Below are 15,873 nucleotides of genomic sequence, written 5' to 3'. Positions count from 1 at the left end.
TTGGACAGTTTTTTATTCCGGTTTTTTACCAACAGCTACACGTGAACTGGGTAGTGTAAAATAAGAACTATGACTTATATATTACTTTTAGGTAATAATATTCCAACTAGTTTATCAATTTGGTTATGGTGAAATTTTCATATTACTTCTGTTGAGTAATTTGATTTGTAAAGGTGAGGTTTAGATGGTAACTTATGATAGCTTGAAAAAGGCAAAAAAAGAGAACCTAATACTTTTTCATTCTTTATTTGAAGATAATTCAGATGCTATCTTTGTACTAAACGAAGCAGGCTATATTCTAGATGGCAATATGGCTTTAGAGAAAATGAGTGGTTTCTTGTTATCAGAGCTGCAAGGGACTCATTTTTTATCGTTAATTGATGAGGCAGAACGGAAAGAAGCAGAAGAACAATTATTTGGCACGCATACAATTTATCAGGATAATCGTTTTAATTTAATTTCTAGCGAAGACAGAAAAATTGGTTGCCTAATGAAAGTTGTACCAATGAAGCAGGACGAACAAATTCAAGGTTATTTTTTAGTTGTGAAAGATATGCGAGAGCTTGATAAAAGGGCACAACACTATTTGGAAAGTGAATTGAGCTTCCGAATCATTACGGAAAATGTTCAAGATGTTATTATGTTGATGGATGCTAATAAGGAGTATTTATACGTTTCACCGTCGAGTAAGCAAATGTTTGGACTTGCTTACGAGGACATACTTAAAAAAGAAGCATTTTTTAATATTCATCCTGATTATGTAGCAGAGCTGGTAGAAAAGTTTGAACAGGCCATACAAGATGGGCAGCCATACATAGTTATTTTAAAGGTGTTACACGGAGATGGCGGTTGGGTTTGGACCGAAATTAATGGCAAGCCGGTTTTTAGTGATGATCTGCAGTTCCGCCATATGTTATTAGTAGCGCGTGATATTTCAAAGCAAAAGGAAAGTGAAGAGAAACTGAAATTTCTTGCGTATCACGATGCTTTAACAGGTTTACCGAATCGTCGCTTGTTCAGCAAGCATTTGTCGGAAGCATTAGTCCTATTAAAAGAGCTAGATCAATGCTTTGCCGTAATGCTGTTAGATATAGATAATTTTAAAATGATTAATGACTGTTACGGACATGAAATTGGTGACAAGGTGATAGAAGAGTTTGGCCATCGTCTTCAGAAAATTATGGGTGGGTTTGGTGTAGCTGCTCGCTTAGGTGGGGATGAATTTATTATATTAATAAATCAGGTCGATTCAGAAAAAAGTGTGGAGCTCTTTGCTAAAAGAATTCAACAAAGTTTCGAGCAACCGGTCATTATTCAACAAACGGCACATTATATAACAACGAGTATTGGTATTACTTTATGTCATAAAAATAGTTTAACCGCATCAATGATTTTAAAAAGTGCAGATGAGGCACTTTATGTAGTAAAAGGGCAAGGAAAAAATCATCATGCGATTGTAACTTGTAAATAGTAGAGGATAATTCCTTTGCTATTTTTTTTTATGTAGGTTTAAAATAAAACCATTGTATATCATGGAGGGATTATTATGCATCCAAACTGGATTATGCAGCGCGCCTCTTTAACACCAGAACGAATTGGTTTAAGTTTTGGTACGCAGCAGTGGACGTTTCAACAATTGCACGAAGAAGCGAGTAGCATTGCACAGAAAATAAATACGTTAGGTTTAAGGCGGGGAGAACGTGTTGCACTACTCGCCCCGTCAATTCCAGAACTTATTATGGTAATTTATGGTTGTATGCATGCTCGTTTAGAAATGGTCATGCTGAACGGCCGGCTATCAGAGCAAGAACTTGCTTATCAAGTGGAAGATGCTGACGTAAAAGCGATTTTTGTACAGGACCAGGAGTTACATAAACTACAACCAGATGATCGAATCATTCCATTCTCAAAGTTACAACAAGTAGAAGTGGCAAATGTAGAGATTGAGCAGGAATGGGATGAACAGGATACAATAACGATTATGTATACGTCAGGGACTACAGGTTTCCCAAAAGGCGTACGCCAAACGGTTGGGAATCATAGTGCAAGTGCGATTAGCTCTGTACTCAATCTTGGTTTAGTGGAAAGGGATACGTGGCTTTGCATAGTACCGATTTTCCACATTAGTGGATTTTCTATTTTAGTGCGTTCCTTGCTTTATGGTATGACGATACGTTTATATGAAAAATTTGATGTCGTGTCTTGTGCGGCGGAAATTATCGACGGTACGGTAACAAAAATGTCGGTCGTTGCTGTGATGTTAGAGCATATTTTAAGCGAGCTAGAACGCCTGCAGCAGAAAGCACATCCGAATTTTAATGCGATACTTGCCGGTGGTGGACCGATTCCAGTAGATTATTTACAGCGTGCGGCAAAGCTTCATCTCCCCGTCTCACAAACATATGGTATGACCGAAACGTCCTCTCAAACGGCAACTTTAGCGAATGAGGATGCATTTAAGAAAATTGGTTCTTCCGGAAAACCATTGTTTTTCAATCGAATAAAAATTAACAAAGCAAATGAAGCGGATCGTGAGGGAGAGATTTTAGTTCGTGGTCCCCATGTTACACCAGGGTATATAGGACGTTTTAAGAATAAACCATCAACTGAAAATGGTTGGCTTCATACCGGGGACATCGGTTATCTTGACGAAGATGGATATTTATATGTAGTAGATCGCCGTTCAGATTTGATTATTTCTGGTGGTGAAAATGTTTATCCTGCTGAAATTGAAAATGTGTTGCTCGCCCATCCAGCTGTGAAGGAAGCAGGAGTATGCGGCATTGCTGACGAAAAGTGGGGACAAGTGCCAGTTGCCTATATTGTCTTGAAAGAAAATGTAGATAAAGAATGTATTTTAGACTTTTGTAAAACAAAGCTTGCGAACTATAAAATACCAAAGGAAATCGTTTTTGTAGCACAATTACCTCGGAATGGTTCTAATAAACTAATGAGAAGGAAATTGAAGGAAATAAAATAAGTAATTTTAAAAACCTCTTTTAGAAAAGGGGTTTTTTCGTTTTTTTTATGTTAATTTTACGCTATATTAGCATGTTTAATATGTTAGTAAGCCATCTACTCTAGTGCTGAAGGTATGTAGCATAGAGTGTGCAGCTTATTAATGCTAGGCTATTTGATAGTTTTACCTAAGTCTTAATATGAATCATAAAAATATTAAATTTCGCATATAAATTTTATACGACTGATAGGAGGTATCAGATATGAAGAGATTTATGAACTATTTCTTAGCAGCTGTATTATGCTTTAGCTCACTACCTGTAGCACTATTGACGAATGCACCTGAAACTGTGTATGCAAATAGCCATTGGATCGCTTCTTCTGAGAAAAACCTAAAAAGAGAAATTTATAAATCATTAGCCAACTTTGAAACCTCATTTTCAATTAATCATGTTGGCGACGTAAATAATTTAAAAACGCAGCTAAATTCGATTATGGATGAGTTTCGAAAGACGAAATCATATGTATATGAAAATATTTCAAAATGGGAAGCGAGCTATCGCCATGTTGGCAATACTGCAACAATTCATTTTACAATTACGTATTTAACATCAAAGGAGCAAGAGGATTATGTTAGTGCCCAAGCTAAAAAGTTATTGCCCACTATTGTAAGTGCCTCTGCAAGTGATTTTGAAAAAGTAAAGGCAGTGCATGACTATATTATTGTGAATTCTTCCTATTCATCTAACACACTAAATAGCCAGTATATTACGTATACCCTACTAACGGAAAATGAAGGAGTATGCCAGGCCTATGCACTCTTAATGTACAAAATGCTAGAGGAGCTAAACGTTGAAGTGAAATATGTAAAGGGTCATGCTGGTGGAGAGCGCCATGCTTGGGTTTTAGCCAAGGTAGAAGGTGCTTGGTACCATGTAGATGTAACTTGGGATGACCCTGTACCAAACCGAGAAAATGAGGTGCGTTATAAATATTTTCTATTATCAGACAGCCAAATGGCAACTACACATAGCTGGTCAAACGCAGAATACCCACCGGCAACAAAAGAAAATTTCGCTTATTTGCAAGTGGTGGATTCAGCTTTCACAAAAGGACAAACTTTATATTATAAAAATATAAAAGATAGTGAATTCTATCAAATGGATTTAAAAACATTAAAAATTTCAAAAATAACAGCATCTGTCTACAATCAAGAAAAGAAGTCTTTGAGTAGCCAATAACGTTCGAGCAAATAAAAAACGCCCTAGAAATAATTTCTAGGGCGAGCTGAGTCTATCTAGTTAATGCTTTCTGTAAAGCATCGATATTTTTGCGCATTAATGAGAAGTAGTTTTCATCATTATCGATATCATCTTGCGTTAATACACTTAAGTTATGAAGAATTAATGTATCCGCGCCCACTTCTTTTTGGATGACCGAAGCAAGATTAGATGAAACATTTTGCTCGAAGAAGATATAGTCAATATTTTCTTTTTTCGCTAAATCAACAATGGCTGTTAATTCTTTTTGTGAAGGCTCACTTTGCGAGTTTAAACCGGCAACTGGTACTTGTGTGAATCCGTAATGACCTGCAATAAAACCGAAAGCTGCATGAGAAACGAAGAATGTTTTAGAAGTTGTAGCAGTTGCCATCGCTTCGAAATCATCGTGTAATACTTGTAAATCTGCAACTAACGCTTCATAATTCGACGTGAACAGTTCAGCTTGCTCAGGCATCGCTGCAACAAGCTCTTCTTTAATAACTAATGCTAGGTCCTGTGAAATTACAGGTGATAGCCAAACATGTGCATCATGATCTGTATGTGCATGCTCATTAGGCTCTACTTCTACAGCTTCCTCTGCGTGGTCGTGACCTTCGTGTTCATGATCATCCTCTCCAATCGCTTCAGCATGAGTATGACCAGTAGAAATGTGTAATTGCTCCTCCGTTACATTGTCTGCAGTAGCAACTAATTTCACATCCTCATGTGCTAAGGTTTTCTTAGCTTTTTCTACGAAGCCTTCAAGACCTAGTCCGATGTAGAAAAATAAATCGGAATCTGCTAATGCCATCATATCTTTTTGTGTTGGTTCAAATGAATGTTCGTTTGCCCCCGTAGGATAAATTGATTTAACGTCTACATAGTCACCACCAATACGTTCAGTAAAATATTGAAGTGGATAAACCGTTGTGTAAATTGATAATTGTTCGTTTGATGCTTGTTCTTTTGTCGTAGAGCTTGCATCATTAGAACTACAAGCGGCTAAAACAACAGCAAGTAGTGTGAATAGACATATTGATAGAAGATTTTTCATACCTAAACTCCTCTTAAATAGTAATTATTACGATTTGTATTTTCGACATTTTTAATCATACATGAACAATCCTTAAAAAACAATAAAAAAAGACCTTCGAAATTATTTTTTTTTCGAAGGCCATTTATCTGGTACCGGGTCAAACCCACCAGGATGTAGCGGCTGACATTTTAATATGCGAATGATAGTCATTAAAACTCCTTTGATCATACCATGCTTTTGAAATGCTTCTATCCCATAGCTTGAGCAAGTAGGATGAAAGCGGCATGAAGGTGGCTTCATTGGGGAAAGATACTTTTGATATAGTTGGATTAGCCAAATAAAAATATGTTTCATTTTATCTCCTGCTCACCATTTTTAAACGCACGAATCGGTTTTGTATCAATGGTTTGCTGAGTTGAAAAGTTGCTTTTTTTCGCAATAATAAAAATAGCAAAAGCGAAAATACTCATAATACTAACAATGACAATTAGTACAATTGGAAGACTCAAAATAATTCACCTCTATTTGTATTATAGAATATTTCTAATAGGAATCATAGCATCGGAACAGTTGTCAAAAATTCTTAATAATTGCAAGGAATCGCCTAATTGAATTACTGTTTTTCTTTAGGTGAATGTTCTTCAATCGGATCAATGGTATGCTTCACGCTATAGCCCCATTTCACCGCGATTAATGTCATTGCTGTAATGATGGCAACTATTATTATGCAAATAACGATTAAAACATTTAGAGGGATTGTCAACTGTTTCACTCCATTTCAACTTGTTAAATTAATTTTATAATAATTTCCACTGTTATGTTGAATTTTATGGGAAAGAGTCTTGCGAGGATAAATAGTTTTCGTGAATTTGTCACATACTAATGTTGGAAGAAGATGTACAATGGTAATGATAACGCTTATCAGTTATTAAAAATTTTATGAGGTGATAGACATGGCGAACAATGAGTTAAATACACAATTAAACAAGTTAGTTGCAACATGGTCAGTCCTTTATACGAAATTGCATAATTATCACTGGTATGTAAATGGACCTTCATTTTTTACGCTACATACAAAATTTGAAGAACTCTACAATGAAGTTACATTAAATTTAGACGAAGTTGCGGAGCGCATCCTATCAAAAGGTGGCAAGCCTGTTGCGACATTAAAAGAGCATTTAGAGCTGTCACATATCGATGAAGCAACGGGCAATGAAACGACAGAACAAATGGTCGAAATCATTATTGCTGACTTTAAAACGATTATGAATGCATTAAAAGAGGCAATGGAACAAGCGGCAGAGGATGGCGATGATCGCACAGAAGATTTACTAAATGCAAATTATCAAATCCTGGAAAAGCATGCATGGATGCTATCAGCTTTCTTAGGGAAATAATGATTTGAAGCGACTCCAATACGGGGTCGCTTTTTTTTACACTTAAGCGAGTTATACAATTTCATCTTCACTACGGACTCTCCAACACTTGTCGGGGCGAAGCAGGCGCTTTAACACTCTTAAAGTGGCTATGTAAAATAACATTGCTGATTTTATGCAATTAACCAATGGTAGCGTTTAATAGCGTCTTATGAATAAAGATGTTCTTGGAAGCACATTCTAAAATAATGGAGGTGCTTTTATGGAGAAAACAAATGTTTATGTATCTATCGCCCATTTAACGTGTAATTTCTTTCCTGGTCCATCTAATGAATTTGTGTTAAAACTCGAACCAATTAAAGCAAATGTGTTTGCCAAGTTATTTCAGCAAATTCAGCGACTGGAAGAAAAAAATGCCTTTCGAGCCCATTTACCGTGTATTCCATATCATCTAGATCAGTTAAATAGCGAAATTGATACTCGTTTGAAAAAAGTTTATGCCCTTATTCATGAATTTGGGGATGCTGAGACAAAGAAATTCGTTGAACAATTACCTTATTTTAGTAGATAAGGAAGTACAACCTTTCTTACCCACACCAAAAAGGACAGTATCACTCCTAATTTTTGTGCAAAATCTGGGTTTCTAAGTTGAATGCTAGCACATCCTTCGCTACACTTATGTTTATATAGGAGTTGAGCCGAAGCATGTATACATTTGTCGATGAAAATGGATTTAAGGTAGATTTACGTTTTGATGAAGGGCCATTTGATGTGGAGCCAAAGCATGTATTAGTGCTAGTGCAGCATAATGGAAAATGGCTCTGCACTATACATAAAAGACGTGGTGTCGAAGTTCCTGGAGGGAAGCTAGAACCGGCTGAGACACTTGAACAGGCAGCTATTCGAGAAGTTTACGAGGAAACATCAGTGAAAATTGGTGATTTACAATGGTTTGCCTACTATATCGTCCACGATGAAAAGCCATTTTGTAAGGCTGTATTCACTGGAAAGGTGAGATCGATAGACCCATTTGTAGGTGATTATGAAACGTCGGGGATGACATGGCTCACAGAAGAGGAGCTATGGCAGCAGCCAAATTTAAGCTTCTATATGCGCGATGCCGGCATGAAAAAGATGTTACAGGAAGTGAAAACACATGGCCGACAATGGTAAAATTTTTTCCATGCGTAATTACCCATCACCGAATCCGAATATTCGTTTAGATGAAATTACGTATTGGTCGCAAGGGCTACGTGTAAAAGGCTTGCTTGCCCGTCCAAAAAAGCCAGGAAATTATGAAGCGTTGCTGTATTTACGTGGCGGTCTACAATCAATTGGCATGGTAAGACCAGCACGCATCGCACAGTTTGCTGCACAAGGTTTCATCGTATTCGCTCCGTATTACCGGGGCAATCGTGGCGGAGAAGGCAAGGATGAGTTTGCTGGCCATGACCGATATGATGCAGTGTACGCGGTGGACGTGTTGAAGCAATTTACGACAAAAGAAAAAGTCCATTTATACGGCTTTTCTCGCGGCGGTTTAATGGTATTGTGGACGGCAATTTTACGTAATGATATTCAATCGCTCGTTACATGGGCAGGGGTATCGGATGCAACAGCAACGTACTGGGACCGTGTAGATATGCGTCGTGGCTTGAAGCGAATTGTTGGCGGTACACCGAATAAAGTACCCGAAAAATATGATGAACGGACGCCACTTTACGATGTTGCAGACATACAAGCACCGGTATTAATAATTCATGGTACTAGTGATGAGCATGTAGATATTGAGCATGCGTACCTGCTAGAGTTTTACTTGCAGGACGAGGGAAAGCCGGTAGAAACATGGTATTCTTTTGGCTTAAAGCATCATTATCCACAGAAATTAAACCGTGAAACCGTTAGAAGCTTATGTGAGTGGATGAAGTTGCAGTAAAAATGAAAGTAAGTGTTATTTACAAATAAAAAATCCAACAACAGTGTAGTACACGCCGTTGTTGGATTTTTAATATGATATAAAGTTTTAATAAACGATTATGTCAGTTTGTTTAGCGCCGCAGTAGCGATTAAACTAAAGGGCCACCCTTAGATACGATATCTTCAGAAACACCTGAGAATTTCTTGAAGTTTTCGTTGAATAAACTTGATAAGTGAGCCGCTTTTGCATCATATGCAGCTTTGTCAGCCCAAGCATCACGTGGGTTTAATACTTCTGTAGGAACACCTTCAACCGCTGTTGGGATGTGTAATCCAAATACAGAGTCAGTAGTTGTTTCTACATTACTTAACTTGCCATCGATTGCAGCGCGCACCATTGTACGAGTGTAAGAAAGCTTCATACGGTTACCAACGCCGTACTCGCCACCAGTCCAACCAGTGTTTACTAGGAATACTTGTGCACCGTGCTCGTCGATTTTCTCACCTAACATTTCAGCATAACGTTGTGCTGGAAGTGGAAGGAATGGAGATCCGAAGCAAGTAGAGAATACTGGTTCTGGCTCAGTAACGCCTCGCTCAGTACCAGCCAATTTAGAAGTGAAACCACTTAAGAAATGATACATTGCTTGTTCTTTTGTTAATTTAGAGATTGGAGGTAACACACCAAAAGCATCTGCTGTTAAGAAAACGATTGTTTTAGGGTGACCTGCCACAGATGGTGTTACGATATTGTCAATGTAGTCGATTGGGTACGCTACACGAGTATTTTCAGTTAATGAACCATCATCATAATCACAAACGCGTGTTTGTGGATCAATGACTACGTTTTCAAGTACAGACCCGAATTTAATGGCATTATAAATTTCTGGCTCTTTTTCAGCTGATAAGTTGATTGTTTTTGCGTAGCAGCCACCTTCAATGTTGAATACACCAGTATCTGACCAGCCGTGCTCATCATCACCGATTAATTTGCGGTCGCTATCAGCTGATAAAGTTGTTTTACCTGTACCTGATAACCCGAAGAATAACGCTACATCTCCAGCTTCACCTACGTTAGCTGAGCAGTGCATTGAAAGGATACCTTGTTCTGGTAATAAGTAGTTCATAATACCAAAAATAGATTTTTTCATTTCGCCTGCGTATTCTGTACCACCGATTAAAATAACTTTCTTCTCCATTGAAACAATGATGAAGGTTTCAGAATCTGTACCATCTACAGCCGGATTTGCTTTAAAGTTTGGTGCAGAAACAATTGTAAAATCAGACACATGAGAAGCTAGTTCTTCTTCTGTTGGACGGATAAATAATTGATGACAGAATAGATTATGCCAAGCATATTCGTTTATTACTTTAATTGAAAGTTGAGAAGCTTTATCTGCCCCTGCAAAACCGTTAAATACGAATAACTCGTCTTGCTCTTTTAAGTAGTTTACAACTTTAACATATAGATTATCGAACACTTCAGATGAAATAGGACGGTTTACTTTGCCCCAGTCAATTTTATCCTTAGAGCTATCTTCTTCTACCATGTATTTATCTTTAGGAGAACGACCAGTATATTTACCTGTTTCAGCGCATAAGGCACCGTCTACAGTTAACATTGCTTCTCCGCGTGATGTAGCTTTTTCTACTAATTGTGGTACTGAAAGTTGAACTTTGATGTTTCCACCGCTTAATAATTCCTTCAGTTCGTTAGCAATTTCTACTGAATTCATCGATTAAATACCATCCTTTTTTATAATATTCCCAGTTTTAAGGGATTTCTTTTTCCTATTTCAAAAATAGTATAACACATTGAGTTAAATAATCTATACTAACTCTTAATTAATTTTAATGATTTTTTTACTGTACAGAAGGCTCTACACCAAAATCTGTACTTGACAGCACATTCCACTCCAGGCGGACGCTTTCCGCGGGCAAGCACCGAGCCGCTTCAGTGGAACAAAAGAACAAAGGCTAAGTACGCCACGTCCTGTGGCAACGCCTTTGTGACCAACATCGTGTTGACCTCAGTCCAGGGTCTCGGTTCGCATGCTTTTCCCGCAGGAAGCTTTGCTCTGTAGCGAAAGGCGAATGCCGTCAGCTACACTCGCCGCCTTCCGTTCCATGTGCTTATAAAATAGTACACTTTCTTTTAGGTAAAGCGCAAGTTTTGGTAAAGACCTGTACAGAAATCGACAAATATTATTTGACATCACTTGAATTATTACGTAACATGTAGTCTTGAACGGATACTCTTATCCCGAGCTGGTGGAGGGTCAGGCCCTATGAAACCCGGCAACCTGCAATACATGTTAATCATGTAACGTGTTGGTGCCAACCTGATGCAAGGGACATTCCCTTGAACGATAAGAGTGAAAGGTAACGAAAACAACACTCCTTTCCTCACGTACGATTGTACGATTAATGAGCGAAGGGATTTTTTTATTTAGTGCTTAAGAAAGGTTAACTTTTTTAACCACATAATAAAGGACATCATCTCGTCCTGTAATGGGGCGAGAGGTGTCTATCCAATAAATAGGAATTAACTCGAATGAAATGAGTTCTTTCAATATTATATACCTTTCGAAATCCTCGTGTTAAAAAAGCAGTAAAGGCTTGAAGTTCATCCTATTGGCATGAACTTAACATGGGAATATGAGTACCGTCTCAAATTCGCAAGTTTACTTGCAAGGATAACTAGGAGGAAATCAAATGACAAACCGACGACTGTTTACATCTGAAAGTGTAACGGAAGGGCATCCGGACAAAATTTGTGACCAAATTTCAGATGCCATTTTAGATGCGATTTTAGCAGAAGACCCAAATGCACGTGTAGCGTGTGAAACAACTGTAACAACAGGTTTAGTACTTGTAGCAGGAGAAATTACAACATCTACATATGTAGATATTAAAGGAATCGTTCGTGATACAGTAGCAGAAATTGGCTATACGCGTGGTAAATACGGCTTTGATGCTGAAAATCTAGCAGTATTAGTAGCAATTGGTGAGCAATCACCGGATATCGCACAAGGTGTTGACCAAGCACTTGAAGCACGTGAAGGTTCAATGACAGATGCCGATATCGATGCAATTGGTGCTGGTGACCAAGGTTTAATGTTTGGTTACGCATGTAACGAAACACCAGAACTTATGCCTTTACCAATTAGCTTAGCGCATCAATTAGCACGCCGTTTAACAGAAGTACGTAAATCAGGCGAGCTTACTTATTTACGACCAGATGGTAAAACGCAAGTAACTGTAGAATATGGTGAAAACAATACACCATTGCGTGTGGATACAATTGTTATTTCTACACAGCATGATGAAGATGTAACATTAGAGCAAATTCAAGCAGACTTAAAAGCGATGGTAATCGGACCAGTCGTACCTGCTGAATTAATCGATGCCAACACAAAATACTTCATCAATCCAACAGGCCGCTTCGTAATCGGTGGACCTAAAGGCGATGCTGGTTTAACAGGGCGTAAAATCATCGTTGATACGTATGGTGGATATGCTCGTCACGGCGGCGGCGCATTCTCTGGTAAAGATGCAACAAAAGTTGACCGTTCAGCAGCATACGCAGCACGTTACGTTGCGAAAAACATCGTAGCAGCAGGTCTAGCTGATCGTGCAGAAGTACAACTTGCATATGCAATTGGTGTTGCTCGTCCAGTGTCAATCGCGGTTGACACATTTGGCACGGGTAAAGTAGCTGAAAGCCAAATCGTAGAATGGATTCGTGAATTATTCGATTTACGTCCTGCAGGCATTATTAAAATGCTCGACCTACGTCGCCCAATTTACAAACAAACAGCAGCTTACGGTCACTTCGGTCGTACGGACTTAAATGTACCTTGGGAAAATACGGATAAAGCATCTGTATTAAAAGAAAAAGCTGGTTTATAAAATAGCAACGGTGAGCTTACGAAAAAATGTAAGCTCACCGTTTATTTTTGTTAAAAAAATAATAAATTTTTCCTTGTGGATACCATTCAAATAAGCACATCCAACGTCTAGGCGAAAGCGCCAGCTCCTTGGGGGAAAGTGGTGGAGCGTTTACTTTCGCTTCGGGGTTGCAAGAAGCTTGTCTGGGCTAAGCAGGCGCTTTAGCGTTTTTGTTCCTGAATAGATTTATAATACTGCCCTTTTTCGACGTATTCGCGAATAATTCGGTCCATATCTTCGCGGTCTTCCGGTGTGATTTCTCGTACTACTTTTGCAGGACGTCCCATCGCCAGAGAATTCGGAGGGATTTTTTTACCTGGAGGTACTAAACTTCCAGCTCCGATAAAAGCACCTTCTCCAATTTCAGCACCATCTAAAATGATCGAGCCCATACCAACGAGTGCACGTTCCCGAATTGTACAGCTATGTAATGTTACTTGATGCCCGATTGTTACATCATCCTCAATAATTAACGGATATGCTGGGCTTTGATGTAAGCACGATAAATCCTGAATGCTCACGCGTTTACCGATAACTGTTGGCGAAACATCTCCGCGAATAACTGTATTAAACCAAATGGTCGTTTCTGCTCCAATGGTAACATCCCCTGTAATTGTCACATAATCAGCGATGAAGGCAGATGGGTCTATATTCGGATTTTTATCTTTATAAGGGTAAATCATTTGTAATCTCCTCTTTTCCCGATAAGATATAATAGTGAATATACTAATCGTATCAAATGTTAGATAATTTTGAAATAATATTTCATAACGTTTGTATGCTTATTATTAGTATAATGCGGTGTTTTTAGTCGTTAAGAAAGCACATCTTTCTCAACGACATAAGTAAGGACATCAACTCACTTTTAATGAGGCGAGAAGTGTTTTTCTAAGGAGGTTTGACAATGTGGAAATGGGAAGCTGATGGGCAACCGAAAGCAGTTATTGCGATACTTCATAGTGCATATGAGCATCATCGTTGGTATGCATGGCTAATTGAAAAATTGCGAAGCGCGGGATTTCACGTTGTAATGGGGGATTTACCTGGTCATGGCGAGCAAAGTCAATATGCGCGATACCATGATGAAGATTTTGCTGACTATTACAAATTTACAAAGCAACTCTTATCGGTTGCACTCGAATATAATTTACCGCTGTTTGTTATAGGAAATGGGCTAGGCGCAACAATTGCCATGCAAGTTTTACAAAAGAAGAAATTTGAATGTGCAGGTGTCATTTTAACTTCTCCGTGGTTGAGCTTAAAACTATCACCTGGTAAGCTGTCAAATGCATTAACAAGTTTTAGTGCTTTAACTTCAAATGTAAAGCTAAGGCATGAACTTTCCATCCAACATTTTTCAAGAAATTCAGATTTGTACACGGATATTGAAGAACATATGCCTTTAAATAATGTGGTGACAGTGAAATGGTATCGGGAGCTCCAACATTTAATGAGAACGCGCAAGGATCAGGAGTTGCATTTCCCTGACATCCCACTGTTACTTATGACAGGTGGACATGATCAGATAACTGATATAGGTGTGACGAAACAGTGGTTACTGAAGCAAAAATTATCGGAGTTTCACTATAAAGAATGGCCGGATTGCTTACATAGCCTGTACTTTGAATTAGAGCGTGAAGAAGTATATTACTATACTGAAGACTTTATTAATAATGTTTTGCGATCACTTGGATATATTGTTGAATGAATAAAAATACCTAACAAGAATTAATTTCTTGTTAGGTATTTTTCGATTTCAGAGAAAATATAGTAAGGATATATTATTTAAAAATGATTTTGCGGAAAATTCAAAAAACTAATTGAATGTATTATAGATTTGTAATATAGTGAACTCTAAATTAAAAAAATATTTCAAACAAAGGGGTGGAAGTATGATTAATGATTTTGTAAGTTGGTTGAACGGTATACTGTGGGGTCCAGTAATGATCTACGGAATTTTAATCGTTGGATTATTATTCTCAACTTTAACAAAGTTTGTACAAGTACGTTTAATTAAAGACATGTTTGTACTTATGTTTAAAGGTGAAAAGTCAGACGCTGGTGTTTCTTCATTCCAAGCTATGTCGATTGCCTTATCGGGGCGTGTGGGGACAGGTAATATTGTTGGTACAGCATCAGCCATTGCGTTTGGTGGTCCAGGGGCAGTATTTTGGATGTGGGTAACAGCATTTATCGGAGCGTCTACGGCATACATAGAGTCGACTTTAGCTCAAATTTACAAAGAAAAGAAAAATGGTACTTATCGCGGTGGACCTGCATTCTACATCGAAAAAGGAACAGGTCAACGTTGGTTCGGTATTCTTTTTGCTATCTCGGCAATTTTAGCAGTAGCGGTATTAATGCCTGGAGTTCAAGCAAATGCGATTGCAGGAGCAGTTACTAATGCATTCGGAATTGAACCTTGGATTACAGGTTTAGTAACAATTGTGTTTCTAGGCATTATTATCTTTGGTGGGGTAAAACGTATTGCCAATGTTGCACAAGTTTTAGTTCCATTTATGGCATTAGCATACTTATTAGTAGCAGGAATTATTATTATTATGAATATTACTGCTGTACCAGAAGTGTTAAGTTTAATCGTTCGTTCAGCATTTAACTCAGATGCAATATTTGGTGGGATGATTGGTAGTGCGATTTTCTGGGGTGTAAAACGTGCAATCTACTCAAACGAAGCAGGTCAAGGTACTGGTGCTCACCCAGCGGCAGCTGCTGAAGTTTCTCATCCAGTTAAACAAGGTTTAGTGCAAGCAGCTTCAGTATATATCGACACAATACTTGTATGTTCAGCAACAGCGTTAATGATTCTGTTTATGGGTACATATAATACAAATAATGGTAGTGCAGATGGAGAGTTAATTGTCGAGTATGCACCAGGGATAACTTATAGTGGCTTTACACAAGCTGCAGTAAATGGTGCATTCCCATCATTAAATAATTTTGGATCTGGATTTGTAGCGATTTCATTATTCTTCTTCGCTTTTACAACATTAATGGCGTACTATTATATTGCCGAAACAAATGTTTCCTATATGCTAGAAGGGAAGGCTGAAAAAATAGGAATCTTCATTATGAAGTTTGTACTCCTAGCTTCAGCGTTCTACGGTACGGTTAAAACATCGGATCTCGCTTGGGCGTTTGGTGATGCAGGACTTGGGCTCATGGTTTGGATAAACGTTATTGCAATGTTAATCTTAATGAAGCCGGCACTCGTTGCATTGAAAGATTACGAGAAACAGAAAAAAGAGGGCAAGGATCCGACCTTCCATCCGGAAAAACTCGGTATCAAAAATGCAGATTTCTGGATTCAATACAATAAAGAACGCGGAAATAAATAAAACAAGAGCTACTTGCT

At 38.2% G+C, this 15,873-nt stretch carries 16 protein-coding genes and 1 riboswitch; of the genes, 10 read left to right on the top strand and 6 right to left on the bottom strand.

Annotation, left to right across the window (positions count from 1 at the left end):
• The first annotated feature begins 184 nt into the window (after positions 1–184).
• The 3 genes from MHH87_RS13340 (at position 185) to MHH87_RS13330 (ending at position 4,199) form a co-directional block, all read left to right on the top strand.
• The gene (locus tag MHH87_RS13340; RefSeq protein WP_340749792.1) at positions 185–1,471 is read left to right on the top strand and encodes a diguanylate cyclase domain-containing protein; all 1,287 of its coding nucleotides are present in this window, start codon (positions 185–187) and stop codon (positions 1,469–1,471) included.
• A gap of 75 nt (positions 1,472–1,546) precedes the next feature.
• Positions 1,547–2,980, top strand: a complete 1,434-nt coding sequence (locus MHH87_RS13335; RefSeq protein ID WP_340749791.1) for an o-succinylbenzoate--CoA ligase — start codon at positions 1,547–1,549, stop codon at positions 2,978–2,980.
• A 241-nt stretch (positions 2,981–3,221) separates the two neighbouring features.
• Complete coding sequence (locus tag MHH87_RS13330; protein WP_340749790.1) at positions 3,222–4,199, top strand: transglutaminase domain-containing protein; 978 nt, start codon at positions 3,222–3,224, stop codon at positions 4,197–4,199.
• A gap of 52 nt (positions 4,200–4,251) precedes the next feature.
• On the opposite strand, the gene MHH87_RS13325 is transcribed toward MHH87_RS13330, so the two are convergent.
• From MHH87_RS13325 to ytzI, 4 genes are all read right to left on the bottom strand, one after another.
• Positions 4,252–5,274, bottom strand: a complete 1,023-nt coding sequence (locus MHH87_RS13325; protein ID WP_340749789.1) for a metal ABC transporter solute-binding protein, Zn/Mn family — start codon at positions 5,272–5,274, stop codon at positions 4,252–4,254.
• Positions 5,275–5,376: 102 nt separating this feature from the next.
• A complete protein-coding gene (gene yidD / locus MHH87_RS13320; protein ID WP_340749788.1) occupies positions 5,377–5,610 on the bottom strand; it encodes a membrane protein insertion efficiency factor YidD in 234 nt (77 codons plus the stop codon).
• Positions 5,607–5,765: a hypothetical protein gene (locus MHH87_RS13315; protein ID WP_340749787.1), complete on the bottom strand. Its 159-nt coding sequence runs from the start codon at positions 5,763–5,765 to the stop codon at positions 5,607–5,609. Before MHH87_RS13315 ends, yidD begins: the two co-directional genes overlap by 4 nt.
• Before the next feature lie 104 nt (positions 5,766–5,869).
• Positions 5,870–6,019, bottom strand: a complete 150-nt coding sequence (gene ytzI / locus MHH87_RS13310; protein ID WP_340749786.1) for a YtzI protein — start codon at positions 6,017–6,019, stop codon at positions 5,870–5,872.
• Between the two features lie 190 nt (positions 6,020–6,209).
• Here ytzI and MHH87_RS13305 point away from each other — a divergent pair, with 190 nt between their 5' ends.
• The 4 genes from MHH87_RS13305 to MHH87_RS13290 all read left to right on the top strand — a co-directional run bounded on the left by MHH87_RS13305 (position 6,210) and on the right by MHH87_RS13290 (position 8,568).
• The gene (locus MHH87_RS13305; RefSeq protein WP_340749785.1) at positions 6,210–6,653 is read left to right on the top strand and encodes a Dps family protein; all 444 of its coding nucleotides are present in this window, start codon (positions 6,210–6,212) and stop codon (positions 6,651–6,653) included.
• 241 nt (positions 6,654–6,894) lie between these two features.
• A complete protein-coding gene (locus tag MHH87_RS13300) occupies positions 6,895–7,203 on the top strand; it encodes a transposase (protein ID WP_340749784.1) in 309 nt (102 codons plus the stop codon).
• Positions 7,204–7,337: 134 nt separating this feature from the next.
• A complete protein-coding gene (locus MHH87_RS13295) occupies positions 7,338–7,805 on the top strand; it encodes an NUDIX hydrolase (protein WP_340749783.1) in 468 nt (155 codons plus the stop codon).
• Positions 7,789–8,568, top strand: a complete 780-nt coding sequence (locus MHH87_RS13290) for an alpha/beta hydrolase family protein (protein WP_340749782.1) — start codon at positions 7,789–7,791, stop codon at positions 8,566–8,568. Before MHH87_RS13295 ends, MHH87_RS13290 begins: the two co-directional genes overlap by 17 nt.
• A gap of 130 nt (positions 8,569–8,698) precedes the next feature.
• On the opposite strand, the gene pckA is transcribed toward MHH87_RS13290, so the two are convergent.
• Positions 8,699–10,285 carry a phosphoenolpyruvate carboxykinase (ATP) gene (gene pckA, locus MHH87_RS13285; RefSeq protein WP_340749781.1) on the bottom strand — a complete coding sequence of 529 codons (1,587 nt, stop codon included), beginning with the start codon at positions 10,283–10,285 and terminating at the stop codon, positions 8,699–8,701.
• Positions 10,286–10,804: 519 nt separating this feature from the next.
• Positions 10,805–10,925: riboswitch (SAM riboswitch) on the top strand.
• Between the two features lie 339 nt (positions 10,926–11,264).
• On the opposite strand from pckA, the gene metK reads away from it, so the two are divergent.
• Positions 11,265–12,461: a methionine adenosyltransferase gene (metK, locus tag MHH87_RS13280; protein WP_340749780.1), complete on the top strand. Its 1,197-nt coding sequence runs from the start codon at positions 11,265–11,267 to the stop codon at positions 12,459–12,461.
• 200 nt (positions 12,462–12,661) lie between these two features.
• On the opposite strand, the gene MHH87_RS13275 is transcribed toward metK, so the two are convergent.
• Complete coding sequence (locus tag MHH87_RS13275) at positions 12,662–13,183, bottom strand: gamma carbonic anhydrase (RefSeq protein WP_340749779.1); 522 nt, start codon at positions 13,181–13,183, stop codon at positions 12,662–12,664.
• Positions 13,184–13,404: 221 nt separating this feature from the next.
• Here MHH87_RS13275 and MHH87_RS13270 point away from each other — a divergent pair, with 221 nt between their 5' ends.
• Positions 13,405–14,208 (top strand): alpha/beta hydrolase, encoded by an 804-nt coding sequence (locus MHH87_RS13270; RefSeq protein ID WP_340749778.1) that lies wholly within the window; start codon positions 13,405–13,407, stop codon positions 14,206–14,208.
• A 184-nt stretch (positions 14,209–14,392) separates the two neighbouring features.
• Positions 14,393–15,856, top strand: coding sequence for an alanine/glycine:cation symporter family protein (locus tag MHH87_RS13265; RefSeq protein WP_340749777.1), 1,464 nt, complete (start codon positions 14,393–14,395; stop codon positions 15,854–15,856).
• Positions 15,857–15,873: the final 17 nt, after the last annotated feature.

The organism is Solibacillus sp. FSL H8-0538 (assembly GCF_038003525.1).
Taxonomy (GTDB): domain Bacteria; phylum Bacillota; class Bacilli; order Bacillales_A; family Planococcaceae; genus JBBOPI01.
The sequence above is the reverse complement of the archived record's forward strand: the minus strand, read 5'-3'. Positions and strand labels throughout refer to the sequence as shown.

Excerpts from the sequence above, each read along its gene's own strand:
- MHH87_RS13340 (WP_340749792.1), top strand. The coding sequence starts at position 185 with ATGGTAACTTATGATAGCTTGAAAAAGGCAAAAAAAGAGAACCTAATA.
- MHH87_RS13335 (WP_340749791.1), top strand. The coding sequence starts at position 1,547 with ATGCATCCAAACTGGATTATGCAGCGCGCCTCTTTAACACCAGAACGA.
- MHH87_RS13330 (WP_340749790.1), top strand. The coding sequence starts at position 3,222 with ATGAAGAGATTTATGAACTATTTCTTAGCAGCTGTATTATGCTTTAGC.
- MHH87_RS13325 (WP_340749789.1), bottom strand. The coding sequence starts at position 5,274 with ATGAAAAATCTTCTATCAATATGTCTATTCACACTACTTGCTGTTGTT.
- yidD (WP_340749788.1), bottom strand. The coding sequence starts at position 5,610 with ATGAAACATATTTTTATTTGGCTAATCCAACTATATCAAAAGTATCTT.
- MHH87_RS13305 (WP_340749785.1), top strand. The coding sequence starts at position 6,210 with ATGGCGAACAATGAGTTAAATACACAATTAAACAAGTTAGTTGCAACA.
- MHH87_RS13300 (WP_340749784.1), top strand. The coding sequence starts at position 6,895 with ATGGAGAAAACAAATGTTTATGTATCTATCGCCCATTTAACGTGTAAT.
- MHH87_RS13295 (WP_340749783.1), top strand. The coding sequence starts at position 7,338 with ATGTATACATTTGTCGATGAAAATGGATTTAAGGTAGATTTACGTTTT.
- MHH87_RS13290 (WP_340749782.1), top strand. The coding sequence starts at position 7,789 with ATGGCCGACAATGGTAAAATTTTTTCCATGCGTAATTACCCATCACCG.
- pckA (WP_340749781.1), bottom strand. The coding sequence starts at position 10,285 with ATGAATTCAGTAGAAATTGCTAACGAACTGAAGGAATTATTAAGCGGT.
- metK (WP_340749780.1), top strand. The coding sequence starts at position 11,265 with ATGACAAACCGACGACTGTTTACATCTGAAAGTGTAACGGAAGGGCAT.
- MHH87_RS13275 (WP_340749779.1), bottom strand. The coding sequence starts at position 13,183 with ATGATTTACCCTTATAAAGATAAAAATCCGAATATAGACCCATCTGCC.
- MHH87_RS13270 (WP_340749778.1), top strand. The coding sequence starts at position 13,405 with ATGTGGAAATGGGAAGCTGATGGGCAACCGAAAGCAGTTATTGCGATA.
- MHH87_RS13265 (WP_340749777.1), top strand. The coding sequence starts at position 14,393 with ATGATTAATGATTTTGTAAGTTGGTTGAACGGTATACTGTGGGGTCCA.